General features: G+C 68.4%; 21 protein-coding genes. 9 read left to right on the top strand and 12 right to left on the bottom strand.

The window, feature by feature from the left end; all coding sequences use genetic code 11:
- Positions 1-6: 6 nt before the first annotated feature.
- Together FND50_RS26570 and FND50_RS26565 are read right to left on the bottom strand one after the other, a co-directional pair.
- Positions 7-1,326, bottom strand: a complete 1,320-nt coding sequence (locus FND50_RS26570) for a DUF2786 domain-containing protein (protein WP_144287670.1) — start codon at positions 1,324-1,326, stop codon at positions 7-9.
- A gap of 19 nt (positions 1,327-1,345) precedes the next feature.
- The gene (locus tag FND50_RS26565) at positions 1,346-4,558 is read right to left on the bottom strand and encodes a DEAD/DEAH box helicase (RefSeq protein ID WP_144287669.1); all 3,213 of its coding nucleotides are present in this window, start codon (positions 4,556-4,558) and stop codon (positions 1,346-1,348) included.
- A 134-nt stretch (positions 4,559-4,692) separates the two neighbouring features.
- Between FND50_RS26565 and mddA the strand changes: the two genes are divergently transcribed.
- Positions 4,693-5,475, top strand: a complete 783-nt coding sequence (gene mddA / locus FND50_RS26560) for a methanethiol S-methyltransferase (protein WP_144287668.1) — start codon at positions 4,693-4,695, stop codon at positions 5,473-5,475.
- A 2-nt stretch (positions 5,476-5,477) separates the two neighbouring features.
- On the opposite strand, the gene FND50_RS26555 is transcribed toward mddA, so the two are convergent.
- Positions 5,478-6,206: an SDR family NAD(P)-dependent oxidoreductase gene (locus tag FND50_RS26555; protein ID WP_144287667.1), complete on the bottom strand. Its 729-nt coding sequence runs from the start codon at positions 6,204-6,206 to the stop codon at positions 5,478-5,480.
- A 387-nt stretch (positions 6,207-6,593) separates the two neighbouring features.
- Between FND50_RS26555 and FND50_RS37140 the strand changes: the two genes are divergently transcribed.
- The gene (locus FND50_RS37140; protein WP_260850723.1) at positions 6,594-6,785 is read left to right on the top strand and encodes a hypothetical protein; all 192 of its coding nucleotides are present in this window, start codon (positions 6,594-6,596) and stop codon (positions 6,783-6,785) included.
- Between the two features lie 6 nt (positions 6,786-6,791).
- Here FND50_RS37140 and FND50_RS26545 read toward each other — a convergent pair whose 3' ends face one another.
- The 3 genes from FND50_RS26545 to FND50_RS26535 form a co-directional block, all read right to left on the bottom strand.
- Positions 6,792-7,268 (bottom strand): hypothetical protein, encoded by a 477-nt coding sequence (locus FND50_RS26545; RefSeq protein ID WP_144287666.1) that lies wholly within the window; start codon positions 7,266-7,268, stop codon positions 6,792-6,794.
- Between the two features lie 88 nt (positions 7,269-7,356).
- Positions 7,357-8,868, bottom strand: a complete 1,512-nt coding sequence (locus FND50_RS26540) for an ATP-dependent DNA ligase (RefSeq protein WP_144287665.1) — start codon at positions 8,866-8,868, stop codon at positions 7,357-7,359.
- Between the two features lie 105 nt (positions 8,869-8,973).
- Positions 8,974-9,864, bottom strand: a complete 891-nt coding sequence (locus FND50_RS26535) for an IS982 family transposase (RefSeq protein WP_144287664.1) — start codon at positions 9,862-9,864, stop codon at positions 8,974-8,976.
- A 79-nt stretch (positions 9,865-9,943) separates the two neighbouring features.
- On the opposite strand from FND50_RS26535, the gene FND50_RS26530 reads away from it, so the two are divergent.
- Positions 9,944-11,242, top strand: coding sequence for an NtaA/DmoA family FMN-dependent monooxygenase (locus FND50_RS26530; RefSeq protein WP_144287663.1), 1,299 nt, complete (start codon positions 9,944-9,946; stop codon positions 11,240-11,242).
- Between the two features lie 2 nt (positions 11,243-11,244).
- Here the strand turns inward: FND50_RS26530 and FND50_RS26525 are convergent, their stop codons facing one another.
- A complete protein-coding gene (locus FND50_RS26525) occupies positions 11,245-12,027 on the bottom strand; it encodes a DUF427 domain-containing protein (RefSeq protein ID WP_144287662.1) in 783 nt (260 codons plus the stop codon).
- Between the two features lie 44 nt (positions 12,028-12,071).
- Positions 12,072-12,884, bottom strand: a complete 813-nt coding sequence (locus tag FND50_RS26520; protein ID WP_260850721.1) for a DUF998 domain-containing protein — start codon at positions 12,882-12,884, stop codon at positions 12,072-12,074.
- Between FND50_RS26520 and FND50_RS26515 the strand changes: the two genes are divergently transcribed.
- From FND50_RS26515 to FND50_RS26495, 5 genes are all read left to right on the top strand, one after another.
- On the top strand, positions 12,869-15,778 hold the full coding sequence (locus FND50_RS26515; RefSeq protein WP_144287661.1) for an FAD-binding and (Fe-S)-binding domain-containing protein: 2,910 nt from the start codon (positions 12,869-12,871) through the stop codon (positions 15,776-15,778). The genes FND50_RS26520 and FND50_RS26515 overlap by 16 nt on opposite strands.
- A 1-nt stretch (position 15,779) precedes the next feature.
- Positions 15,780-16,208: a pyridoxamine 5'-phosphate oxidase family protein gene (locus tag FND50_RS26510; protein WP_005254105.1), complete on the top strand. Its 429-nt coding sequence runs from the start codon at positions 15,780-15,782 to the stop codon at positions 16,206-16,208.
- A gap of 141 nt (positions 16,209-16,349) precedes the next feature.
- Positions 16,350-17,945, top strand: coding sequence for an FAD-dependent oxidoreductase (locus FND50_RS26505; protein ID WP_144287660.1), 1,596 nt, complete (start codon positions 16,350-16,352; stop codon positions 17,943-17,945).
- On the top strand, positions 17,942-18,280 hold the full coding sequence (locus FND50_RS26500; protein WP_144287659.1) for a ferredoxin family protein: 339 nt from the start codon (positions 17,942-17,944) through the stop codon (positions 18,278-18,280). Before FND50_RS26505 ends, FND50_RS26500 begins: the two co-directional genes overlap by 4 nt.
- Positions 18,281-18,377: 97 nt before the next feature.
- Positions 18,378-19,739 (top strand): bifunctional lysylphosphatidylglycerol flippase/synthetase MprF, encoded by a 1,362-nt coding sequence (locus FND50_RS26495; protein ID WP_144287658.1) that lies wholly within the window; start codon positions 18,378-18,380, stop codon positions 19,737-19,739.
- Positions 19,740-19,748: 9 nt separating this feature from the next.
- Here the strand turns inward: FND50_RS26495 and FND50_RS36340 are convergent, their stop codons facing one another.
- From FND50_RS36340 to FND50_RS26485, 3 genes are all read right to left on the bottom strand, one after another.
- On the bottom strand, positions 19,749-19,901 hold the full coding sequence (locus tag FND50_RS36340) for a hypothetical protein (RefSeq protein WP_005254109.1): 153 nt from the start codon (positions 19,899-19,901) through the stop codon (positions 19,749-19,751).
- 128 nt (positions 19,902-20,029) lie between these two features.
- Positions 20,030-20,434, bottom strand: a complete 405-nt coding sequence (locus tag FND50_RS26490; RefSeq protein WP_144287657.1) for a nuclear transport factor 2 family protein — start codon at positions 20,432-20,434, stop codon at positions 20,030-20,032.
- A complete protein-coding gene (locus FND50_RS26485; protein ID WP_144287656.1) occupies positions 20,427-21,878 on the bottom strand; it encodes a cytosine permease in 1,452 nt (483 codons plus the stop codon). The genes FND50_RS26490 and FND50_RS26485 overlap by 8 nt, the downstream gene beginning before the upstream one ends.
- Positions 21,879-21,999: 121 nt before the next feature.
- Between FND50_RS26485 and FND50_RS26480 the strand changes: the two genes are divergently transcribed.
- A complete protein-coding gene (locus FND50_RS26480; protein WP_144287655.1) occupies positions 22,000-23,511 on the top strand; it encodes a PucR family transcriptional regulator in 1,512 nt (503 codons plus the stop codon).
- Between the two features lie 3 nt (positions 23,512-23,514).
- On the opposite strand, the gene FND50_RS26475 is transcribed toward FND50_RS26480, so the two are convergent.
- A complete protein-coding gene (locus tag FND50_RS26475) occupies positions 23,515-24,570 on the bottom strand; it encodes a 2,3-butanediol dehydrogenase (protein WP_005252717.1) in 1,056 nt (351 codons plus the stop codon).
- Positions 24,571-24,690 lie beyond the last annotated feature (120 nt).

The raw sequence follows: 24,690 nt of genomic DNA, 5'->3' as shown, positions 1-24,690 counted from the left end.
CCTGACTCATTCAGCGATTCGTTCTCTCCCACCGCTGAGATCTGCCAACTCGGCGGCCACCCGACCCGCCTGCCAACCGTGTGCATTGGTCACTGAATGCGACGTCGTGACGACGGACGGGAACTGTTTCTCGAATACCGAACCCACAGCCTCGGTGCGTTCGGTCATGATCGGCACCAACTCCTTGCCGTACTGACTGGATGCGTCGCGACCGGCTTGTTCCCGGGCGATCGCCAGCCGTTCCCCGATCCTCGAGGCGAACGCGAGCAGAAACGATCGGCGGAAGCTGGGTGAGCGCTTCACCCGGTCGCCGCCTGCCTCACTCAACGCGTGAGAAGCCTGAACGAGCAGCGAAGTGAACAGCATTTCGCACAGGTCCAGGTCGATCGGCATCCCGACCATGCTGACGAGGCCGAACCGCTGATGCCAGAGGACACGGACACTGTTGGACTCTGCCACGCAGTGCAGCAACTGAACCTTCGCTTCGGGATACGGATTGTCGACGAGCAATCGACGGGTGACGACCTGATCGCGCAGCGAGGTGTGTGCGGCGGCGTCGACGACGGCACTGTCGATGGCGTAGCGAGTCATCAGATCCTGCGCCTTCGCCGAGAGGATTTCTGCCTCCTCTGCGTAGGGAGTCGCTTCGGCCTTGGCGAGCAAGCCGCGGATGCGGGCCAGAATCTTGGGTTCGGGTCCGTGTGTTGCGGAGGGTGAGGAGGCCGTGCCCGCGCTCCAGTTCGCCGGGGTCGCGAGCAGCGGCTTCATAGGAATCAGATAATTGACGTAGCCGAGGAACGACAGGATCGCCGTCCACATGTCGGCGGGGTCGGCGTTCTCCGTGGCACGCCAGGCGGACAACCAGCCGCGGGCGGGTGCGCTGTCTGCGGTGATGTTCAACTCGGCGAGTTGCTCCCGCCACGGCGCGGGTGCGATCTTGTGCGCGGAGGTGCGACCCGCGTGCGCGCCGATCACGGCTACCGTCAGTCGAGCGGCGCGCGTACCGAATTCCCGGCGCACCGCGTGAACGAACTCCGTCGGCTGCCACCCCGTGTCGAATACGTGGTCCATCGACCCGTCGAGTATCTGCGAGACCCAGTCCGGAAGAGCGTCCACAAAACCGGAACCCTCGAGATCTGCCAGCTGACGGACCGTCCGCTGAAGTGACCCGGTATTCGCCGCGGGCCCGTAAGCGAACTCCACTCCGGCAAACACCAGCGATTCGGCCTCGATGTCGTGACGGACCCCACGAAGTTCCCGGGCATTGCCGCGTTGCTGCTTCTTGCGCTTTCGTGCGGCGCGGTTCTGTTGACTGTTGCGGCTCAACGCGAACTCCTCACTGCGATCATTCGAACAACCCCCTGATGTCGTCGGCGTCGAGGCTGGAGCTCAGCAAGGTATCGGCGTCCATCACGCTCGCGAACAGCGCCGACTTCTTCGCCTTCAGCGCCATCACCTTGTCTTCGATCGTGTCCTTCGCGATCAGCCGATAGACCATCACGTTCCGCGTCTGCCCGATGCGATGCGCCCGGTCCACGGCCTGCGCCTCCGTCGCCGGATTCCACCACGGGTCGAGGATGAAGCAGTAATCGGCCTCCGTGAGGTTCAACCCGAAGCCGCCGGCCTTCAGGCTGATCAGGAACACCGGGGCGGCGCCCTCCTTGAACTCGCGGAGCACGTCCCCGCGACGCCGGGTGCTGCCGTCGAGGTAGCTGTGCGCGATCCCGGCGTCCGCGAGCCGGTCCCGGATCTTGCCGAGAAATCCGGTGAACTGGCTGAACACCAGCGCCCGGTGACCGCCCGCGACGACGTCCGCGAGCTGCTCGAGCAGGGCGTCCACCTTCGCGGACGGGACGTCGTGGTACTCGTCGTCGACCAGCCCGGCGTCGAGACTCATCTGCCGCAGCAGGGTCAGCGACTGCAGGATCGTGAAGCGGTTCTTGTCGACGTCGGCGAGCAGGCCGAGGATCTTCTGCCGCTCACGCTGTAGGTGAGTGTCGTAGACCTTGCGGTGCCGCGGGTGCAGTTCGACGTCGAGCACCTGCTCCTGCTTGGCCGGAAGATCCTTCACCACTTGCTCTTTGGTGCGGCGCAGCATCAGCGGCTTCACCCGGCGGCGCAGCTGCGCCAGCAGCTCGGTGTCGCCCTGCTTCTCGATCGGCTTGCGGTAGTAGTCGGTGAACCGGGCCGGATTCGGGAACAGTCCCGGGGCGGTGATCGACAGCAGCGACCACAGCTCCATCAGGTTGTTCTCCATCGGCGTGCCGGTGATCGCCAGCTTGAACGGAGTCTCGAGCCGGCGGACGCACTGATAGATCTTGGACTGATGGTTCTTGGTGAACTGCGCCTCGTCGAGGATCAACCCCGACCACGCGGACTCCGCATAGGCCTCGAACTCCAAGCGGAACAGGGTGTACGACGTGACGACGATGTCTGCACCCTGTACCAGCTCGTCCAGCGGAACCTTGCGGCGTTTCACGGTGTCGGCGATCGCGACGACGTTCGCGTCCGGGGCGAAGCGCGCCGATTCGGACTCCCAGTTCGACACAACACTGGTGGGGGCCACGATCAGGAACGGCGGCGCGGCCGGATTTGACTGCCGCGCATGGCATATCAGGGCCAGCGCCTGTAGCGTCTTGCCGAGCCCCATGTCGTCGGCGAGGATGCCGCCGAGCCCGTGCTCCCAGAGGAACGCCAGCCAGCGGAACCCCTCCAGCTGATAGGGGCGCAACTGTGCGTCGAGCGTGCTCGGGGCTTCGGCGGGCCCGATGGTGGTCGGCGACATCAGGCCGTCCACCTGCTGCCGCCACTGCGTCGCCTGACGTTCGACGGTGCCGAGCGCGGCGAACTCGTCCCACAGGCTCGCCTGGAAACGGCTCAGCCGCAACGTCCCGTCCGCGCGGTCGCGGAGGGCCCGCGCCTCGTCGATCAGCTTCCGCAGCGTGTGGAGTTCGGGCTTGTCGAGGGAGAAGTAGGCGCCGTCGGGCAGCAGCAACTCGGTCTTCCCCGCGGCCAGCGCCGAGAAGACCTGGTCGAACGGTACGTCCCGGCCCTCCACCGTGAGGGTGACGCCGAGGTCGAACCAGTCGGTGCCGCCCTCGGATGCGGTGACCGACACCCCGATGGCCAGGGAATCGCCGGCCTCCCGGTAGTTGGCCGGTTCGCCCGAAACGTCGATCGACACGTCGGACTTGCCGTGGAGCAGGGGCAGGACCTCGGTGGTGAACCGCATCGTGTCGAGTCCGCGCAACGCCGTCGCTTCGGGACCGGCCGACCCCAACCCGTATCTGTCCCAGGCTATGTCGAGTTCGTCGAGCAGTGCGCGTTCGCGGACATCGTCCCGGTACTCGTCGCCGGGGGTCCGGGCCGCCAGCGGCGCACGGTGCTCGTCGTCCCCGACGGTGTACAGCCATTCCCAGTCGACGGCGACCTCGTGGTCGGGGTGATACGACGCCCGCATCACGAGGGTGGGCTCGGAGATCGCGGGTGGGACGAACGAGCCGTCGGAGGAGATCACGGTGGCCAGGTTGCGCAGCTTCGGCAGGAAGTCCGTCAGGAAACGGGACTCTTCGGCGGCGGGCACCTCGATGGGCGTGCGGCGGCGCATCAGATCCTGCAAGGGGCCGGGCACGACGGAGTCGAGGCGCGCGAGGTGAATGCGCTCGTCCGCGTCGACGTAGAACAGGCCGTGGGCCCGGACTCCGATGAAGCCGACGGTCACTGCGTCGACGGGTTCGCCGTCGACGCGGACCACCGGCCGTACAACGAGAGCGCCGGTGGCGTCGTCGCGGGTGGCGTCGAGGCAGACCTCGGCCGAGCGGTAAGGGGTGAGTGCGCCCAGACGCTTGGAGGAGTGGATGAGCTCCACACCGACCCGGGTCGCCTCGTCGATCAGCGACCACAGCTGGCGGCTGGGGAAGACGCCGAGGTCGAGATCGGTGTGGTTCTGGCGGCGGTAGGTCAGACCCCCGACGGACAGCAGATGGATCTCGTGCAGCACCCGGATCTGCTCGGCGGGATGCTGGAACTGGCTGCCCAGCTTGTTCCACGCCAACCCGCCGACGATCCAGCCCTTGCTGCCCGGTTGGACGGGCCGCACCAGCAACTGGGGTGCCGCGTCGGCGGCCGACGCCTGGACCCGGAACTGGATGGCGAGCGGCGACCGCCTGCCGGAGTCGCCGAAGGGATCGGCGGTGAGCAGGGAACCGAGCGAGCGTTCCCAGGTGGGCGCGACCGCCGCCTGCGCCTGGGACCTCGCCTGTTTCATCGCGGTGAGCAGCAGGGCGGCGACGTGCTTGCAGTTCATGCCGACCGGACACGTGCAGATCCCGTACCGGTACACGGTGCGGCCGCTGCTGGAGACGATGAACGCCGACGTGGAGTACGGCTCCCTCGCCGTGCCCGCCACCTCACCCCACAGCTCCTTGGCCGCCGGATCCCACGCCATCTGGATGACCGCGTGGTCGCGGGCGTACTGCTCGCCGCGGGTGTAGGTGGTGGTGCCGAGGACCGCCTTGATCGACGCCACGTCGATGTCGCGCAAGTCCCCGGGAAGCATGGCCACAGAGTAGTCAACCGATCCGACACGGTCGCGGGGTGCGGTCACTCCCACCCCAGGGTTCCTTGTTCCGCACCGCGCCCGATCGGAGACTTCGGAGCGTCGGGGGAATCCCAGCGATCGGAGAGAACAGCATGGCCGAGATGGTCGAATCACCCCAGGCGCACCGCACAGGTGGTGTTGCCCGAACACTGATCACCGTGTACGGAATGGTCGTCTACGCGACGTTCCTGATCGTGTTCCTGTACGCGATCGGATGGGTCGAGGGGCTCGTGGTGCCCCACACGATCAACGATGGTCCCGACGCCCCTGTCGCCGTCGCCGTGGTCATCGACGTGGTGCTGCTGACGATCTTCGCCATGCAGCATTCGGTGATGGCCAGGCCCTGGTTCAAGAAACGCTGGACCAGGATCGTCCCCCAACCGATGGAGCGCTCGACATACGTACTGTTCGCCACGGCCGCGCTGGCGCTGCTGATGTGGCAGTGGCGTCCGCTGCCCGACCAGATCTGGGACGTGGAGACCGACTGGGTCCGCGTCGTGATCTACGTCGTGTCGCTCGGCGGGTGGGCACTCGTGCTGGCGGCGACGTTCGCCATCGACCACTTCGACCTGTTCGGGCTGCGCCAGGTGCTGCGGAATCAGAGCGGAAAGTCGGCCCTGCCCAGCCACTTTCGGACCCCTGTGTTGTACCGGGTGATTCGGCACCCGCTGTATGCCGGCTTCATCATCGCGTTCTGGGTGGCGCCGACGATGACCTGGGGCCGACTGCTGTTCGCCGTCGGGACTACCGGATTCATCCTGGTGGCGGTGCGCTTCGAGGAGCACGACCTGGTCGACACGTTCGGCGACGACTACCGCACCTACCGCTCGCGGGTGCCGATGCTCGTCCCGAGGGTCGGCTCGCGAGGGCGCTAGCGTCACAGACCCCCGGCGACGTCGATGGTCGTGGCGGTGACATAGGACGCCTGATGGGACAGCGCCCACAACACCGCTTCGGCGATCTCCTCGGGCTCCGCGACCCGGCCGAGTGGCACCTTCCCGGCCACTCGCCCGGGTCGTTCCGGATCGCCGGCCGCGGCGTGGATGTCGGTGTCCGTCGTACCGGGAGCGATACCGACGACGCGGATGTTCGCGCTCGCCAGTTCCCGCCCGAGTCCCACCGTGACACTGTCGATGGCCGCCGTGGAGGCCGCGTACCCGACGTATTCGCCCGGTGCGCCGGTGCGGGCCGCGATCGAACTGAGATTGACGATGACGCCGGGGCGTCCCTGCCGGATCCAGTGCTCGGCGGCCGCGCGGGCGTAGTTCATCGCCCCGAACACGTTGACGTCGAACACCTCCCGCACCACCTCGTCCGGGGTGGTGAGGAACGTGCCGAGTGGGCCGGTGGTCCCCGCATTGTTGACCAGCGCGACCAGCTGACCGCGTTGGTCGGCCGCATCGACGACGGCGACGGCCTCATCAGCGTCGCGGACGTCCGCCCGCACGGCGGTGGCGCGGACACCGCAGTGATGGACGAGTTGCTCCGCGGCCTCGTCGTCGTTCTGGAACGTGAACGTCACCTGATAGCCGCGATGGACGGCGAGGCGCACCACCGCTGCGCCGATGCCGCGGGATCCACCGGTGACGAGGATGTGTTCGGACACGCTACGAGCGTATCCGGGCGATCAAATGCGGACCACAGCTGACCGCTATCGGTTCTACGGTGAGAGAAACCGATCCGCCGACGCAGGAGGACCGCATGACCGTCGATCCGATTCCCGAGGGCTACACCACCGTCACGCCGTGGATCATCTCCCGCGACACCGCTGCACTCATCGACTATGTGAAGGCGGCGTTCGACGGCGAGGAACTCGGACGGATGGTGAGCGAGGACGGCACCATGGGGCACGCCGAGGTGAGGATCGGGAACGCTGTCGTGATGATGTTCGACGCGCGACCCGACTGGCCGCCGACGCCCGGGTTCCTCCGCCTGTACGTCGACGACGCGGAGGCGGTGCTCGCGCAGGCCGTCGCCGCCGGCGGGCACGCTGGTGACGAAGGCGACGCACCTGTTCTGGGGCGACCTCGTGGGACGCGTCCGCGACCCGTTCGGCAACCTCTGGTGGGTCCAGACCCACATCGAGGACGTCGACGAGGCCGAGATGACGAGGCGCATGGGCGACCCGACGTTCACCGCCGCAATGGAATACGTGCAGAGCGCCGACTTCTTTCCCGGACGATAGCCCGGGTCAGCGATTCGGCCTGCCGAACGTGATGCTCGGCGCCGTCACCGTGACGGACGCGATCCGGACCGCCACACCGGACGGCTTCGGTGGCTCGGCGTCGATGATCGTGGGGTGATAGTCGACCTGCTCGGGCGACGGTCGGGCCGGCGCGAACACGCTCCGGACGACCCCGATCGGGGTGCGGGCAATCGCGTCGGCCGACTGCTGGATCTGTTCGAGCGTCCGGAACACCGTGTCGAAATTGTCGGACTGCTGGGTGGTGCTCACCGCCTCGACCACCGGCCGCATCGTCCGCAGCAGGAACACGACCTCCTCGAGCAGTTCCTCGGTGAGCCGGAGGATGTGGAACGACGTCTTCGCGACCTCGATCGGCACGGTCACGGCGCACACGGCGACGCGGACCGGTCCCTCGGCTGCAGTGGCCACTTTCCGGACGGTGCGCTCGACGGGGGACGGCACGAAACGGAAAACGAAGTTCACCAGTCGACCCCCTCACAGCACGGCGTCCTTATCTGTGCCGGGGAGGTTACCGCGCACACGCCCGCCACGCAGGTCGAGCGAGCGCCCGTCAGCCCGGCAGCAGGGCCCGCACGGCGTCGATGGTGTCGGCGTCGGCGGCGGTCTTGTCGGGGCGGTAGCGCAGGACCCGCGCGAATCGCAGCGCGAGTCCGCCGGGATAGCGCGGGCTGACCTGGACGCCGTCGAGTTCGATCTCCACGACGAGGTCGGGATGCAGATATACGGTGTGATCGTCGCGGCTGCGTTCGTGGCGCGGGAATTCGTCCGTCTGCCACTGCAGTAGCGCGTCGGTGAGGCCCTTGAACGTCTTGCCCACCATGATCGGTTCGCCGCCGTCCGGGTCGCGCGCACCGAGGTGCAGGTTGGACAGGTAGCCGGTGCGCCGCCCGTAACCCCATTCGGCGCCGAGCACCACCAAATCGAGTGTGTGCTCCGGTTTCACCTTCTGCCAGGCGCGGCCGCGTCGTCCCGCCGCATACGGCGCGGCGAGCGATTTGACCATCACACCTTCGTGGCCGGCGGCAAGGGCGTCGTCGAAATGGGTGGCGGCGCCGTCGCTGTCGGGCCGGATCAGCCCAGGGATGCGGTGTTGCGGGGCAACGCGTTCCAGGGCGTCCAGCCGCTCCTCCAACGGTGCGTCCAGAAGGTCGACGCCGTCGAGGTGCAGGCAGTCGAAGAAGTAGGGGTGCAGCAGCAGGTCGCGGGCGGACTCGGCGCCGAAGCGGCTCATCGTCTCCTGGAACGGTCGGGGCCGGCCGCTGTCGGTGAGCGCCAGCGTCTCCCCGTCGAACACCGCCGACGTGCACGGCAGACCGGCGACGAGTTCGACGAGTTCCGGCACGCTGCCGGTGATCTCGCGCAGGGTGCGGGTGAAGATGTGCACGTCGTCGCCGTTGCGGTGCACCTGGATCCGCGCACCGTCGAGTTTGTATTCGACGCTGACGTCGCCGCCGAGTTCGGTCCACGCGTCGGTGAGTGATTCGGCGGGGGAGGCGAGCATGGGCCGGACCGGTCGGCCCACCTCCAGCCGGAACGCGGTGAGGGCGTCGACGCCGCCGTCGAACGCCGCGACCGCCGTCGCGGGAAGGCGTCCCGACAGCATGAACGCCCGGCGCACCGGTTCGACGGGAAGGTCGGCGGCCGCCGCGATCGCGTCGGTCATCACTCCCTCGAGCGCGCCCTGGCGCAGGTCGCCGGTGAGCAGCCGCAGCAGGAAGTCCCGCTCGTCGACGGTGGTGCGGGCGAAGAGGTCCGCGAGCAGTTCGCGGCGGCGGGCGGCGGATCCGGAACCGGAGATCCCGGCGACGGCGGTGACGGTCCCGTCGAGGTCCGACACCGTCACGGACGGGACGTCGGCCGGGGTGGCGGGAATGTCGGCGAGTGTCCGCCAGCCGATCCCGATCCGGCCCTGCCGAAGCTCCCCGGACAGCCACGCCACCACCGGTTCCACCTCGGCCGGCTCCAGTTGGGTGAGGACCTCGCGCAGCGCCGCGACCTTCACCTTGCGCGACCGCGTGGCCCCCACGTCCCGGGACGTCGCGACGATCTGCGAGAACAGCACACCCCGACGGTAACCGGAACGTCCCGCAGGCGGTCAGAATCCGCCTGATCGAAACGCTGGGCGGACCGGGCGCTCGTTCCTAGATGGTTGATTCCTTGGACGGAGTCAGTGGTCGTAGGCGATCAGTGATCGTTTCGCGGGGGTGCCGGTGTTCCAGTTGTGCCAGATGCCGGCGGCCATCGCCAGCAGGCGTTGGGCGACGCGGGTGAACACCCCGTGGGTGGTGCGGCCACCGTGTTCTTCCAGGCCAAGCTGCCCTTTCAACGTGTGATTGACCGATTCGATCCACTGCCGCACCCCGCCGAGATTGCCGTTCTTGTAGGTTTCGTCCTTGCGGTCCGGCCGCAGCAGCCGCAGGCCCATCGCCGCGGTGGTGGCGGCAAACTCTTTGCCCGAGAAGCCCTTGTCGGCGAGCAGCACCTGTCCGGAACGGATCAGGTGGTGATTGCGGTCCAGCAGTGCCGCGACGACGTCGCGTTCGCCGATCTTCGGGTGCGCCAGGCACCACATGATGGGCATCCCGTCCCCGGCGCAGACCAGGTACAGCTTCAGGCCCCAGTAGTACCGCGAGTGGGACGCGCAGTAGCCGTACCCGGCATGCCCGGCCAGATCCGACCGTTTCACCGTCTCCCGGGACATCCCGCACGGCACCGGGGTGGCGTCGGTGATCCACAGGTCGTCGAACCATGACGGGGTAGCCTCGGCGAGGAGCCGAATTGCCTTGCACAGCAGTCCTCTCGATGCTCTGACGCGTCTGTGGTAGCCCGACTGGCCGGGAAGGTAGGGGAACATCGCGCGCAACTCGGTGTCGTGGTGGGCGTGCCGGATCCACCGGCGCTCGCAGTGGAATCCGAGCAGCATCTGCGCGACCGCCAGGGTCAGCAGTTCGGCGTCGGAGAGCTCGGGGCGTCGGCCCCGCCCGGAGCGGGGTTCGACGACATGATCATCGATGAGGACATAGAGTTCGGTCAGGAGGGTTTCCAGTTCTTTGGTCACGCTTTGATCTTGGAAACCCTCCGCCTACCACCCACGCAGCGACACGCCTTCAAGGAATCAACCATCTAGGCTATCGACGATGAGCACCCCACGTCGCCGGCCGCTGAAGACGGTCACGGGAGTCAGCGGCGCCGTGAGCACCTATGCCGCCGCCATCGATCCGCAGCAGTCGACCGTCGCGTCGTCGATCGAGATCGCGAAGATCGCCGAGGCGAACAAGTTCGACGCGCTGTTCGCCGCCGACCTCCTGGGTTTCGGAGCGCAGGGCGCGATCGGCGCGCAGGAACCGCTGATCTTCCTGTCGGCGCTCAGCGCCGTGACCTCACACGTCGGGCTGATCGCGACGGTGACCACCACGTTTCACCACCCCTACAACCTCGCGCGGCTGTTCGGCACCCTCGACCACGTCAGCAACGGTCGCGCCGCCTGGAACGCCGTCACGTCCTCACTGGGCGAGGAGAACTACAGCGACCGGGACCTGCCGAGCCCCGAGGAGCGCTACGCCCGCGCCACGGAATCCCTCGAAGTCATCAACGCGCTCTTCGACAGCTGGCAACCCGGGGCACTCACGTCCGACGGTGCCGGAGGAACCGCGCTCGCGGTCGATCGAGTGCGGCCGATCGACCACGCGGGCACGTACTTCACGGTGAAGGGACCGTTGAACATCCCGCCGCTGCCGCAGCGCCGTCCCGTGCAGTTCCAGGCCGGCCAATCCGCAGCCGGCGTCGAACTCGGGGCCCGATTCGCGGAGGTCGTGTTCACATCGCTGCCGACCCTCGAGGACGCCGTCACCTACACCAAGAGCATTCGGGCGCGGGCCACCGAACTGGGCCGCGCCGACGGACTGCCGCTGATCATGAGCTCCTTCCACGCCACCTACGGCGCGTCCGAGGAGAAAGTGCGCCGGCTGGTCCGGGAACAGGAAGAGGCCACCGATCTCGACGCCGGCCGGATCAGGCTCGAGGACATGCTCGGTGGCGACATCGACCTGTCCGGGCTGCCGCTCGACAAGCCGATCCCGGCCGACGTCCTGCCCGACGTCCGGTCGGTGAATCGCCGCCGCGGCCGGGTCGAAATCTTCAGCCGGCTCGCCGCGTCCGGGCGGACCCTGCGCGAGCTGATCATCGCGTCCAAGGACACCGGCCACTGGGCGGTCGCGGGGACACCCGAGCAACTCGCCGACGCCGTCCAGGAACGCTACGACGCGGGTGTTCTCGACGTCATCTCCCTCGGCGGGCTCGCCGAGGAACGGACCCGGGACTTCGTCGTCAACGGGTTGCTGCCCGAACTGCGGCGTCGCGGAATCGTCGGCAACGACTACGTGGGCGACACGTTCCGGGACAATCTGGAACTACCGCCGCTGCCCCCTCGCGACTGACGTCAGTTCTCCACCTCTGCGCCGTCCACGACGATCCGCACGCGGTCGGGGTAGAACGACACGTGGTCGTCGATGCCCGACGCCTCCGCGGTGGTGAACGGGTAGAACCAGGCGGCATCCTCGACGGGGTCGGAGCCGTCGGCCCCGGTGAACGACAGATACGACGCCGTCCCCTTGTACGGGCAGGACGTCCGGGTGTCGGAGGCGGTGAAGAATTCGGATCGCACGTCGATGTGGGGAATGTAGTAGCGCACCGGCAGTGACGTCTCGAACAGCAGCCGCGGGCGGACGGTGTCGGCGACGAGCGTGTCCCCGATGAACACCTCGACGTGCCGGGACGACGGCAGCACGTCGACCCGGACATACGGGTCGCGGGCGTGGACGAACACCTGCTGATCCTCCTCGTACCAGGCGTCCATCCTGTGCCAGTAGAACGCGACGTAAGGGCTGAGGTCGAGGGAGTCGTCCAGTTGTACGTCGTAGCCCCACACGGACTGTGCGGCGCGACGGTCGCCGACGACGAGATCCCAATACCGGGCCTTGCCCTTCCACGGGCACGTCGTGGTCGCGTCGACGGGCTCCAGGAGGTCGAAGTTCACGTCGTCGCGGGGAATGTAATAGACGGGCAGGTGCCCCTTCTCGAACAGGTACACCGAACGGGTGGTGTCGGCAACCAACTGACCGGCGAAGACCACCCGGATGCGCTTGTGATTGGGTTCGATGGAGATGCGGCCGTTCTCCGCGAACTGCTGGGTGGCGGCGGCATGCGTGAGAGCTGTGGACATCACTCCATGGTGCGCCTTCGGCGCCCCGTGCGCCTTTTTGGTAGTCAGGGCAACCGGAACGGCGCACGGGTGCGGAGCGCGGCGACACCGGCGGTCGCGACCCACACCGTGAACGGGTAGAGGGCCAGGCGTTCGGTGATGCCGAACGGTTCGCCGGGGAGGAGGATCGCCGCCATTCCGACGACCCCGACGAGGCAGCAGACACCGGTCCAGAGCGCGAAGATGCGCCATCGTTCGTAAAGTGCAATCGCGACGACGATCATGGCGGCGTTGCGCGCGACGAAGGTCGGGGTCGCGACGATCTGGTGCAGGTGCGCGTCCACATTGATCGGGATGAAACCCGTCAGGGCGGCGCTGACGGCGGCCACACCGAACAGAGCCAGCGCGGTGTGTCGGAGCCGTCCCGGTGGCAGGAATTCCCGCAGGCACACCACCCCGACGAGGATGAGCACCCCCGTCAGCACGAACGCGCTGTTGATCACCGCGTGCAGCGGCGAGCAGAGCCGGACCGCGGCGGCCTGGGCCGCGGAACCGTCGCAGCCCGTGACGCCCAGGTTGCTGACCGAATTGGTCCGCACCTCGTACGGCCGCGGCCAGGCGCGCGCGGTCACGACCTCCGCGAGGAAGTACAGGGCGATGAGTACCAGGCCGTGGCTCCGGCCCGCACAGCCGACAGTCGCTGGGCGGGTGACGGCGTTCGCACGACGCTCACCCCTCCGAACCGTACCCGGCTCACCGAGTGGATTGTTGACAATCTTCGGGAGCGGCTCGACGATGTAGCGATGGCCCCGTTGACGCGAATCCCGGTAGCTGACTCCGACGAGACGGGACACCTCGACGCGTGGCTGCGCTGACACGTCCCGCGGCCGACCTGCGCGCCGCGCTCGCCGGGCTGGGCATCGACCTCGACATCGGATCGCGGCGGCGCGCCGAATACTCCTTCGACGCCTCCAATTACCGGGTGCCGCCGCTGGCGGTGGCGTTTCCGCGCAGCGCCGGCGACGTGGTGGCGATCGTCCGGGCCTGCACGGACCGCGGCATTCCCATCACCAGCCGCGGCGGCGGCACGTCACTCGCAGGCAACGCGATCGGCAGGGGAGTGGTGCTCGACTTCTCCCGGCACATGAATCGGGTGCGGGCCGTCGACGCGTCCGCCCGAACGGCCGTCGTCGAACCCGGCATCGTCCTCACCGATCTGCAGAAGCAGGTGCAACTGGCGACGGACGGCGCGTTCACGTTCGCGCCCGACCCGTCCAGCAAGTCCCGTGCCACCGTCGGCGGCGCGATCGGCAACGATGCCTGCGGCAACCACTCCGTCCGCTACGGCCGCACGTCCGATCACGTCGTCGCGCTCGACCTGGTGACGGCGGACGGGCACCGGCTGACCGCCACCCGCGACGGGCTGTGGGCCACCGATCCGGACGACGCGTCTGCGGTGAGCGAGGCCGAGCGGATCGCCGCCGGACTGGGCGCGCTGACGCAGGAGCATCTCGGCGACTTCCGGCTCGAACTCGGCCGGATCCCGCGTCAGGTGTCGGGATTTCATCTGGCGAACCTGCTGCCCGAGAACGGCTTCGACGTGGCCCGCGCCCTGGTGGGGAGCGAGGGGACGTGCGCGGTGATCGTGGCCGCCACCGTCGCGCTGGTTCCGGTGCCGCCCGCGGCGATGCTGCTGTGCCTCGGATACCGCGACCTAGTGGACGCCGCCCGGGACAACGCTCTGATCCTCGAATACTCACCCGCCGCGATCGAGGGCATCGACTCGGCGATCGTCGACACCATGCGGCACCTCCGCGGCGCCGACTCCGTGGTCGGGCTGCCCGACGGCGAGGCCTGGCTGTACGTCGACCTCGACGGCGAGGACCTCGCCGAGGTGAAACTGCGCGGGGCCGAACTGGTCTCGAAGCTGCGGGCGGCCGGACGGCTCGTCGACTCGCGGGTGGTCGGAGACCCAGCGGAACGCGCGTCGCTGTGGCGGGTACGCGAGGACGGCGCCGGACTGTCGGCCCGGCTCGTCGAGGGCGGCGAATCCTGGACGGGCTGGGAGGATTCCGCCGTCGCACCCGACCAGCTCGCGGACTACCTCGTCGACATCAAGGCCCTGCTCGCCGAATTCGGTCTCACCGGTGTGATGTACGGGCACTTCGGCGCCGGCTGTATGCACATCCGCATCAACTTCGACCAGCGCACCGAGGAGGGTCGGGACGTGATGTCGCGGTTCATCCACCGGGCCGCGGAACTGTGCGTGCGGTTCGGGGGATCGATGTCGGGCGAGCACGGCGACGGTCGCGCGCGGTCGGCGCTGCTGCCGATCATGTACACCCCCATCATGATGGCGGCGTTTGCGACGTTCAAACGGCTCTGGGATCCGACCGCCGTGCTGAATCCGGGCAGCATCGTCGACCCCGAACCGCTGCTAGGTAGCCTCGCCCTCGACGGCGTGAACCCGCGGGCGTGGCAGACCACCTTCGACCTCACCCCCACCAGCGACGTCCCCGTCGCACCGTTCGTCCACGCCGTCGAGGGGTGCATCGGGGTGGGCCGCTGCCGCGCGTCGACGGGCGGGGTGATGTGCCCCAGCTTCCGCGCGACCGGCGACGAGAAGGACTCCACCCGCGGCCGGGCCCGCGCCCTGCAGGAGATGGTCCGCAACTCGCCGACCGTCGCCGACGGATGGCGCTCCGAGGACGTCAAGGAATCCCTCGACCTCTGCCTGTCCTGCAAGGCCTGCTCCACCGACTGCCCGGTGGGCGTCGACATGGCCACGTACAAGTCCGAATTCCTCGACCACCACTACCGCGGCCGGGTGCGTCCGCTGTCGCACTACTCCCTCGGCTGGCTGCCGGTGTGGCTGAAGATCGCCGAACGCTCCGCCCCCGTGGTGAATCGGCTCACCGCGGGCCGGCTGGCGAAGGTCGCGGCCAAGCTGGGTGGTCTCACCCCGCACCGTTCGATGCCGGAGTTCGCGTCCCGCAAGCAGATTCGACGCGAGGTCGGGGAGACGTCGCGGAACGGCACCGCGGACGTCGTGGTGCTCGCCGACACGTTCACCCGAGGATTCCGCCCCGAGGTGGTCGGCGCCGCGTCGCGGGTACTCGCCGAGGCGGGCCTCAGCTCGCAGTGCCGCAGCGACGTGTGCTGCGGGCTCACCTGGATCTCCACCGGACAGCTGAAGCAAGCGAAAAAGACGCTCACCAAGGCGGCCGAACTCCTCGACGACGGCACCGACCGTCCGATCGTCGTCCTCGAACCGAGCTGCGCCGCCGCGTTCCGCAAGGACCTGCCCGAACTCGTCCACACCGACGCCGCCCGCCGCGTCGCCGCCCGCGTGCAGAGCTTCGCCGGCGCGGTCCTCGAGCGCGCACAGGCGGGCTGGACCCCGAGCGCGGCGCTGCCCGAGGACGTCACCGTGCAGACCCACTGCCACGAATACGCCGTGTTCGGCGCGGCCGGTCAGCGGAAGGCGCTGCAAGCGATCGGCGTCGAGCGTGTACGCGAAGCCTCCGGATGCTGCGGCGTCGCAGGAAACTTCGGGTTCGAAGCTGACCACTACGACCTCAGCATGCAGGTCGCGGAACAGGCACTCGCCCCCGCACTGCGGGACAGTCCCGAAGACGCAGTCGTGCTGACCGACGGATTCAGCTGCCACATGCAGGTGCGGCAACTCGACCCGACCCGATCGTCGCAACACCTCGCCCAGCTGCTCGACCCCGCACCACCGTCGAAACCCGAACACCAGAGCGGAGACTGACATGTCGCAGTTGTCGATGACCAGTGAACAGCGCGAGAAGTTCCTCGCCGACGTGCACGTGGGGGTGATCGCCGTCGACCGCGACGGACGGGCACCGCTCGCCGTGCCCATCTGGTACGGCTACGAACCCGGCGGCCACGTGTACGTCTGGACCGGTCGCGGGTCGCTGAAGGAGCGGCTGATCCGCGCCGCCGGCCGCTTCAGCCTCGTCGCCCAGGACGAGAAGCCGCCCTACCGGTACGTCAGCGTCGAAGGTCCGGTGGAGTTCGACGAATCACCCACCGCCGACGTCGTCCGCGAACTCGCCACCCGCTACCTCCCCGCCGAGGAGGTCGACAGTTTCGTCGAGCAGGCGTACGACGACAGCGCCATCGTCATCCGCATGCGACCGGAGCACTGGCTGAGCGTCGACTACGGCAAGGGCGCGTAGCGCCCGTGCGCCTTTGTGGTAGCTGGGACAACCAGAAAGGCGCACGGGCGTTCAGCTCACGCTGATTCTGACGATGGCGGCACGGGCCGATGTGCGGAAGCGTTGAAGGGCAATTGTTCCGCCTCGACAGGAGCGCCCTTCATGACCGAACTTCTCGACCTGAGCACCGACGTCCTCGTCATCGGCGGCGGCCCCGCCGGAACGTGGGCCGCGCTGCGCGCACGGCAATTCGGGGCGGACGTCGTCCTCGTCGACAAGGGGTACTGCGGAACCAGCGGCGCCACCGCGCCTTCGGGCACCGGTGTCTGGTACGTCGACCCCGACCCGTCCGCACGGACGAAGGCCAAGGCCAGCCGTGAAGCGCTCGGCGGCCATCTCGCCGACCACCACTGGATGGACCGCGTCCTCGACCAGACGTACGCGAACATGAATCTCCTCGCCGAGGAAGGCCGGTACCCGTTCCCCGTCTGCCCCGAGACCGGCAGGCAGATCCGCACCGGACTCCAAGGGCCCGAATACATGCGGCGGATGCGGGCGTGGGTGAAGAAGGCAGGCGTCCGGATTCTCGACCACTCGCCGGCCCTCGAACTGCTCGTCGACGCCGACGGCCAGGTGCGCGGCGCGGCGGGTTACCAGCGCCACGACGACCGCGACTACCGGATCACCGCGGGCGCCGTCGTGATCGCGAGCGGCGGCTGCGCGTTCCTGTCCCGCGCCCTGGGCACGAACGTCGACACCGGCGACGGCGCGCTGATGGCCGCAGAGGTGGGCGCCACGTTCTCCGGCATGGAGTTCTCCAACGCGTACGCGATCGTCCCCGCCAACTCCACCATCACCAAGACCGCCTACTACGGCTACGCCACGTTCTTCCACGCCGACGGGCGCGTCCTCGAGGGCGCCGGCTCCACCAAGGGGCGTTCGGTGATCGCGAAAACGCTGCTGTCCGAGCCGGTGTTCGCCCAACTGGACCGCGCCGACGACGACGTGCAGCGCAAGATGCGGCTCGGCCAGCCCAACTTCTTCCTGCAATTCGACCGTCGCGGCATCAACCCGTTCACCGACCGCTTCGAGGTCAGCATGCTCGCCGAGGGGACGGTGCGCGGCACCGGCGGCATCGACGTGGTCGACGACACCTGCGCGATGTCCGTCCCCGGCCTGTTCGCGGCGGGCGACGCCGCCACCCGTGAACGCATCTGCGGCGGCTTCACCGGCGGCGGCAGCCACAACTCGGCGTGGGCGATGTCGTCCGGCAGCTGGGCGGGCACGGGGGCCGCGCGGTTCGCGCGAACCGAACGTCGGGTCCGGCCTGGCGAACTGCGTCCCGCCGGGCGGGCCGGTCTGCGGCCCACGCAGCGGTCGGGGCTGGAGGCGTCCGCCGTCGTCGCGGCCGCGCAGGCGGAACTCATCCCGTACGAGAAGAACTACCTGCGGGACGGTGTGCGGGTGCAGGGTGCGCTCGACGAGCTGGAGTCGTTGTGGACGGCGTTGTCGCTGGGGCTCGGCGGCGACTCCGGCGACGACCGTGTCCGGGCCCGTCAGGCCGCGGCGATCACCGCGGTGGGGCGGTGGATGTACCACTCGACGCTCGCGCGGACGGAATCCCGTGGAATGAGCAAGCGCGCGGACTACCCGGACCTCGACCCCGCGCAGCACCACCACGTACTCACTGGTGGGCTGGACGACGTCTGGACCGCGACCGGTGCGGCACACAGCGGGCTGTTGCGGGTGGCCTCGTGATCGAGGTGCTGCTGGCCGAGGCGTGCATCGGCTGCGACAAGTGCGTCGACGCGTGCCCCACCAACGTGTTCGACCGCACCGACACCGGGATCCCGGTGATCGCGCGGCAATCAGACTGCCAGACGTGCTTCATGTGCGAGGCGTACTGCCCGGTCGACGCGCTCTACGTGGATCCGCAGTCCACGCCGCTCGTCGACGGGCAGGACATCCCGCAGGACCACATCGGCCGGTACCGCGAGAAGCTCGGCTGGGGGAAGGGGCGTGCCGCAGGCTCACTCACGGCGGTCGGGCCGTCCCTGCCGCACGGGGCACCGCCGCCGCGGCTGCACTCGTGAGTGCGTAGCGAGTCCAGAGACTCGTCAACCACTCACGGGCGGTGGAGCCGCTAGATTGGAGGCACCGGAACAGTCGCCACCTGGGGCAGGGGTGCGGATGCAGAATTCGAAGTCGACACCGATGACCGTGCCCGGGCTGCGGGTGTACCGGCCCGAATCGCCCGCGGCGCGGATGGCGCTCGTCGGCGCAACCGTCGTGGTCGGCCTCGTGCTCCTGTGGATGGCCGGGCGGTCGGGGCCGATTCGCACGTGGATGGTGGCGGCCGGAATCGCCGTCCTGCTGGTGGCCCGGGGTCTGCACCTGCGGCGGCCCGTCACCATGACACATTCGGCGGCCGCGGTGCTGTTCGTGGCGGCCGCGGATGTGGCGTACACCAGCGCACATTCGACTCCGGGATTCCTCCTCCTCGTGGCCACCGGACCCGTCCTGATGCTGCCGGTGCGCAGTGTGCCGCAGCCCGAGGACCGTGCCCGTGTCTTCTCGCTGATCCAGCAGACCACGGACGACCCGTTGTCGCCGTTCGCCCTCAATTCGGCGAAGTCGTACTACTTCAACGCGTCGGGCACCGCGGCGATCGCCTATCGGGCGCGGTCCGGAATAGCGGTCGTCTCCGGCGATCCCATCGGCAACGCGTTCGAATTCGGTGCCCTCCTCGACGAGTTCTCCGAGTTCGCCGCCGAACGTGGTTGGCGCGTCGCGGTGCTCGGCGCGGGGGAGCGCGTCGCCCGGCTGTGGGAGATCGGCGGCGACACCCGGAAGCCGTTGACGGCGGTCCCGATCGGCCGCGACGTGGTGATCGACGTCGGACACTTCACCCTGCACGGCAGAAAGTTCCGCAACCTCCGGCAGGCCGTGCAGCGCACCCACAACGCCGGGCTGACCACCGAGATCGTTTCCGAAGCCGCGCTCGACGAACCGACGCGGCGGGAGTTGACGGACATCGTCGAGGACGCACGCGCCGGACATCAGCACCGCGGGTTCTCGATGATCCTCGACCACCTGCTGGACGGCACGCTCCCCGGTGTTCTTCTCGTCGTCGCCCGCGACTGCACCGGGCGCGCCGTCGCGTTCCAGCGTTACGGCACCGCCGATTCCGCCCGCGAACTGAGCCTCGACGTTCCGTGGCGCGGCGAGGGCGCGCCGAACGGCACCGACGAACGCATGACCGTCGACGTCATCCGGTACGCCGATCGGTCCGGTGCGCGATACGTCTCGCTGTCGTTCGCGGCGTTCCCCGAACTCCTCGACCCCGACGCATCCGGCGCCGGTGCCCGGCTCTTCCGTCGTGTCCTGCACCTCGGCGACGTGCTGATCTCGCTCGAGTCGCTGTATCGCTACCTCGGCAAATTCCATTCCGTGGGGAACCGGCGATACGTCCTCCTGCGGTTCCGTTACCTGCTGCCCGTGGCGTTCGCGTGCCTGACGTTCGAGTTCGTGCCGCATCGGGAGCGGGCCTGAGGCGCGAGGTCAGAAGTCGAAATTCTTCTCGTTCGTCGCGGTGAGCGCATCGACGACGGCCGCGAGATCTGTCTTGGAGACGTCCGGGGTCGCCTCCTTCGGTGTCGGTCGCGTCGTCTTGTCCGGTGGGGTCTGATTCTTGCCGGGCCGTTCGTCCGTCATCTGTGCACCTTCGCGATAGGCCGAGCCGGGCAGGTTTACTGACCAGTACACCGCCGGGCGTCTGCCTCCGCAACTCGACGGGGTCCTGATGTGACGCGGTCCACGTCAAGCCAGCTATCGGTCAGCTATCAAGTTGTGATCGACTGGGGCGACAAGTGCTCGTGGACGGCGATCCAGCCCGACTCTTCGCGCCGCCGGAACAGGATCGTCTCCCGTTCGTCGAGCTCGACCGTTCCCGTCGAATCCCGAACGGTGGTGCCGACCCGATGCGTCAGCACCGCGACATCCGGGGCCGGGAACGTGACGTTCTGCTCGCTGGAGCGGCACGCCAGGACGCGGAACCCGTCCGACTCCCACTCGGCCCACAGGTCGCGGTAGGCCTCGCGACTGGGCAGCGGCACCGGGTGGGTGTAGAAGACGAACGTCGCGTCCGGGCTGAACGCCTCGAAGTAGGCCGTCGTGTCGTGCTCGCCGAATGCCCGGATCAGCGCGTCAATCGCGTGCTGGACGTCTGCCGTCGTCGTGTCAGCCATGAGCCGGGGTCTCCTCGACTGCCAGGGCGGCTTGGCTGTCTTCGATGAACCGTTCCTCGGTGTCGAGGTCCAGCGACCGGGACAGGACCCAGTACACGATCCCGGACACGGCGAGTCCGACCGCGAACGCGACGTCGACGTCACCGAGGGCCGCGGCGATCGGTCCGACGTAGAACGGCAGCACCATGAACGGCACGGACGCGACGATGCCGGCGAAGAAGGCCGTCATACCGCGCCACGACCACATTCCGTACAGCCCGTCCGGCGTGAACAGGTCGGTGATGGCGTAATGCCCGCGGCGCACGAAGAAGAAGTCGGTGAGATTGACGGCGGTCCACGGCACGAGGAGGTACAGCATGATCAGCAACGTCGTGTTCAGGACGGTCGTCGAATCGGTGAACAGCAGACTCAGCACCAGCCAGACCGCGGCCAGCGCGAGGACGGTCACCACCCGGATCCGGCGGGACGGGGTGACCTTCCGGAAGGAGTCGATGCCGGTGATCACGGTCAGCATGCCGCTGTACGCGTTCAGGCCCATGGTCGCCACCAGCACGAGCGTCGCGACGAGGGCGAGCACGCTGCCGAGGAACGGCACCACCGAGTTGCCGGCGTCGTGGATGCCTGCGAGCGCATCCGTGGCTCCGAGCCGGGTGGCCATCCACGCGCCCACCGGGATCAGCCAGACCGGCGACGCCGAGGCGCCGAGGAACACGGCCGACACGATGGCCGACGTGCGCGTGTTGCGCGGCAGGTACCGCGAGTAGTCCGACACGTACGGCGCGTAGGTGATGTTGTAGGAGGCTGCGACACTGAACTGGGCGATGAACGCCAGCAGGGTGAACCCGCCCGTCGCGGCGCCCGCGTCGCCGCCGGCGTGCCCGAACACGACGCCCCACGTGAGGATCGCCCACAGCGGCAGCGACAGCCAGAACAGCACCCGGAACGACAGGTGCAGCAGATCGTGACCGAAGATCGCGAGCAGCGTCGCGACCGCGGTGATCACCACGGCGATGACGGCCGCGTTCCACCCGAAGATGCTGTGCAGACCCGCCTTGATGATGACGACGTCCACGACGTTGAACCCGACGTACGTGAACAACGTCCCGATGAGTGCGAGGACGACACCGCGATAGCCGAACTGCGCGCGGGACTGCACCATCTGCGGGAGTCCGAGCACCGGCCCCTGTGACGCGTGGAACGCCATGAACAACGTTCCGAAGAAGATGCCGAGAATGCCCGCGACGACCGTCCAGCCCAACGACAGGCCGAGGGCGGGGCCGACGAAGCCGATGGCCACCGTGAATGGCTGGAAGTTTCCGACGAACCAGAAGGGGCCCTGGTCGCGGACCTTCCCGTGACGTTCGTCCTCGGGGACGTAGTCGATCGAGCGGGTCTCGATGGTGCCACCGAGGGGCGCGGCGGTGTCGCCGGAGTGATCTGACACTGAAACTCCTTGGAGGTGCTGTGGCTCTGATCACCACTCTGCGCACTGCGCCGCCCCGGCACCAGAGGCGAGATGTACAGTTCGTCTATTACGGTTGGGCAATGAGTACAAGAGGTCGCCGGTGATCACCGTCCAGGACGTCCTGTCTGCTCCCACACTGCGGCTCACGTCGATGAGCGGGACGGCGGGAGTCGGCAACCCCATCACCGCAGCGCATGTGTCCGAACTGACGCGTCCGCGGGACTGGCTCCAGGGGGGCGAATTGCTGATGACCGTCGGCCTGATGCTTCCCACCACCGAATCCGGGTGCCGCGACTACGTGCGGGATTGCGTCGCGGGCGGGGTCGCCGCACTGTGCCTCGGTCTGGGGCACGGGCTGCCCTATCAGGCGCCACCCGCGCCGCTCGTCGCGGCGGCGCGGGAATTCGGCGTCCCGCTGCTCATCGCCCCCGACTCGGTGCCGTTCATCGCCATCACCAAGTGGATCTTCTCCCGGATCGCCGAGGAGGAGAAACGCGCGCTCGAGGACGCCATCGAACTCAGCTATCAGCTCACCGCGGTCGCGGCCGGACCGTCGCCACTGAGCGGACTGCTCGGCAAATGGCGTTCCGTCAGCGGCTCACTGTGCGCAGTGCTGGACGCGTCGGGCGGGGTGGTCCAACTCTCCGACGGCGTCGATGCGGCGTTCCTGCAGGACGCCCAGGACCAGGTGGGTCGCTACACCACCCGCGCGAAGGGCTGGACGGCGTTCGGCGGTGCCGATCGGCGGGAACTCGAACTGCATCCCGTTCGCATCGAGAACCCGCTCGCGTTCGTCGTGCTCGAGCGGTCGGCGGACAACGCGCTGCGGCACGCGTCCAATGTTCTCGTCTCGCTGCTGTCGCTCGAACTCGAACGCCGTCACGTGGCCGGCGAACCCGAGCGGCAGCGGCGGGCGGCGGCGCTGGCGCAGCTGCTCAGACCCGGACTCCGGAGGGAGCGCGCGCATCAGATCGCGGCCGGCATCGGGCTGCCCCGGGACCCCCTGCAGATCGCCGTCGTGCGCTCCACTCCCGAGGCGGTGGCCGACCTGACCGTCCGGATCGGTTCGGCCCTCCCGGATTCCGTCCTGAGACAGCGCAACTCGGACCTCGAGATCGCGCACCCCGAGGTCGCCGGGCTGGCGGACCTGCTGTCGAGCGTGGCGGAGGGATGCGCGATCGGGATCGGCGCGCTGGTTCCCGTGGACGCGCTGGCCGTGTCGGCGATGCAGGCGCGGTCCCTCGTCGCCGTCAGCGCCCGACTGGGTCGCGCCGTCGACGCCAAGGAAGGGGAGACCGTCCAGTTGCTGCTCCGGCTCGGCTCGGCCGACGTGCTCAGCGGCTTCTCCACCGCCGTCCTTGCACCCCTCGATCAGCTCGAGCCGCGCGAACGCGTCGAACTCCAGCGAACGCTCGAGGAATGGCTGCGAGCAAACGGGGCATGGGACCCCGCCGCGGCTGCCCTCTCCGTGCACCGCAACACCGTCCGGAACCGGATCGACAAGATCGCGGCACTGACCGGGCGGAACCTCGACCAGGCCGACGACCGCATGGAGCTGTGGCTGGCACTCAAGGCCAGGGCGGTGACCCCGTCTTCGGACGAACCCGACTGACGGTCACGCCCGGACCAGGATCTTCACCGCCGTATCGTTGTGCTCGATCAACGTCGTGAGGCCCTCCGAGACCAGATTGTCGAGTTCGATCCGCCCGGTGATGAACGGGGCAAGGTCGATCACGCCGCTGCGCACCATCTCGATCACCGCCTCGTGATCGCGGACGTAGGCGATGGTGCCGCGCAGGTCGATCTCCTTGAGGACGAGCTTCTGCATGTCGACCGTCGCGGGCTTGCCCCAAATCGACACGTTCACCACCACGGCTGCGGGCCGGACGGCGTCGAGGATGGTGTCGAGGACGACGTCGACCCCGGCACACTCGAACCCGAGATCGGCGCCGACACCGTCGGTCAGCTCGAGCACCCGGGCCTTCACGTCCTCCGACGACGGGTCGATCACGTGATGCGCGACGCCGCTGGACAGCGCCTTCTGCTTCCGGGCGTCACTGAGTTCCGTGACGATCGTGGTGACACCCAGACCCTTCAGCACCGCGGCCACGAGGAGTCCGATCGGCCCCGCACCGCCGACCAGCGCGACGTCGCCGGCCTTGGCCCCGCTGCGGACGACCGCATGGTGTGCGACGCTGAGCGGTTCGATCAGGGCTGCCTCGTCGAGCGGGATGTCGCCGATCTTGTGCACCCACCGGCGGTCGACCACCACCTTCTCGCTGAGTCCTCCTCCGCCACCGGCCAATCCGATGAAACCCATCTTCGTACACAGGTGGTAGTTGCCTGCCTTGCAGGACGCGCACTCGTTGCACACGAAGTACGGCTCCACCACCACGTTGTCGCCCACGGCGACATCGGTGACGCCCTCGCCGACCTCCTCCACCGTGCCGGAGAACTCGTGGCCCATCGTCACCGGCGCGTTCTCGTGCGAGAGCGGATGCGGATGTCCCGGCGGGGAGATGAAGATCGGGCCCTCCAGGTACTCGTGCAGATCGGTGCCGCAGATGCCGCACCACGCGACTCGGAGTTTCACCGCGCCCGGCCGCAATTCCGGCTCCGGGATGTCGTCGATCCGGATGTCGCGTCGCCCGTGGAAGCGTGCTGCCCTCATGAATCCGCCCTCACTACGTTGTGAATGTGCTGATTCGGGGAACGGTACGGTCGCGCGGCCGGGAGCGGGAAGAGTTGCAGTGTGTTGCAATTCGATGGCGCCGGTGTGACGTTCACCGGC

Origin of the sequence: Rhodococcus sp. WB9 (assembly GCF_007558985.1) — a bacterium.
In the GTDB taxonomy this organism is placed as follows: domain Bacteria; phylum Actinomycetota; class Actinomycetes; order Mycobacteriales; family Mycobacteriaceae; genus Rhodococcus_F; species Rhodococcus_F opacus.
Note: the sequence above shows the minus strand (reverse complement) of the source record. Positions and strands in the feature narration are given on the sequence as shown.

Excerpts from the sequence above, each read along its gene's own strand:
- FND50_RS26565 (WP_144287669.1), bottom strand. The coding sequence starts at position 4,558 with ATGCTTCCCGGGGACTTGCGCGACATCGACGTGGCGTCGATCAAGGCG.
- mddA (WP_144287668.1), top strand. The coding sequence starts at position 4,693 with ATGGCCGAGATGGTCGAATCACCCCAGGCGCACCGCACAGGTGGTGTT.
- FND50_RS26495 (WP_144287658.1), top strand. The coding sequence starts at position 18,378 with ATGCAGAATTCGAAGTCGACACCGATGACCGTGCCCGGGCTGCGGGTG.
- FND50_RS36340 (WP_005254109.1), bottom strand. The coding sequence starts at position 19,901 with ATGACGGACGAACGGCCCGGCAAGAATCAGACCCCACCGGACAAGACG.
- FND50_RS26490 (WP_144287657.1), bottom strand. The coding sequence starts at position 20,434 with ATGGCTGACACGACGACGGCAGACGTCCAGCACGCGATTGACGCGCTG.
- FND50_RS26475 (WP_005252717.1), bottom strand. The coding sequence starts at position 24,570 with ATGAGGGCAGCACGCTTCCACGGGCGACGCGACATCCGGATCGACGAC.
- FND50_RS26505 (WP_144287660.1), top strand. The coding sequence starts at position 16,350 with ATGACCGAACTTCTCGACCTGAGCACCGACGTCCTCGTCATCGGCGGC.
- FND50_RS26525 (WP_144287662.1), bottom strand. The coding sequence starts at position 12,027 with ATGTCCACAGCTCTCACGCATGCCGCCGCCACCCAGCAGTTCGCGGAG.
- FND50_RS26530 (WP_144287663.1), top strand. The coding sequence starts at position 9,944 with ATGAGCACCCCACGTCGCCGGCCGCTGAAGACGGTCACGGGAGTCAGC.
- FND50_RS26510 (WP_005254105.1), top strand. The coding sequence starts at position 15,780 with ATGTCGCAGTTGTCGATGACCAGTGAACAGCGCGAGAAGTTCCTCGCC.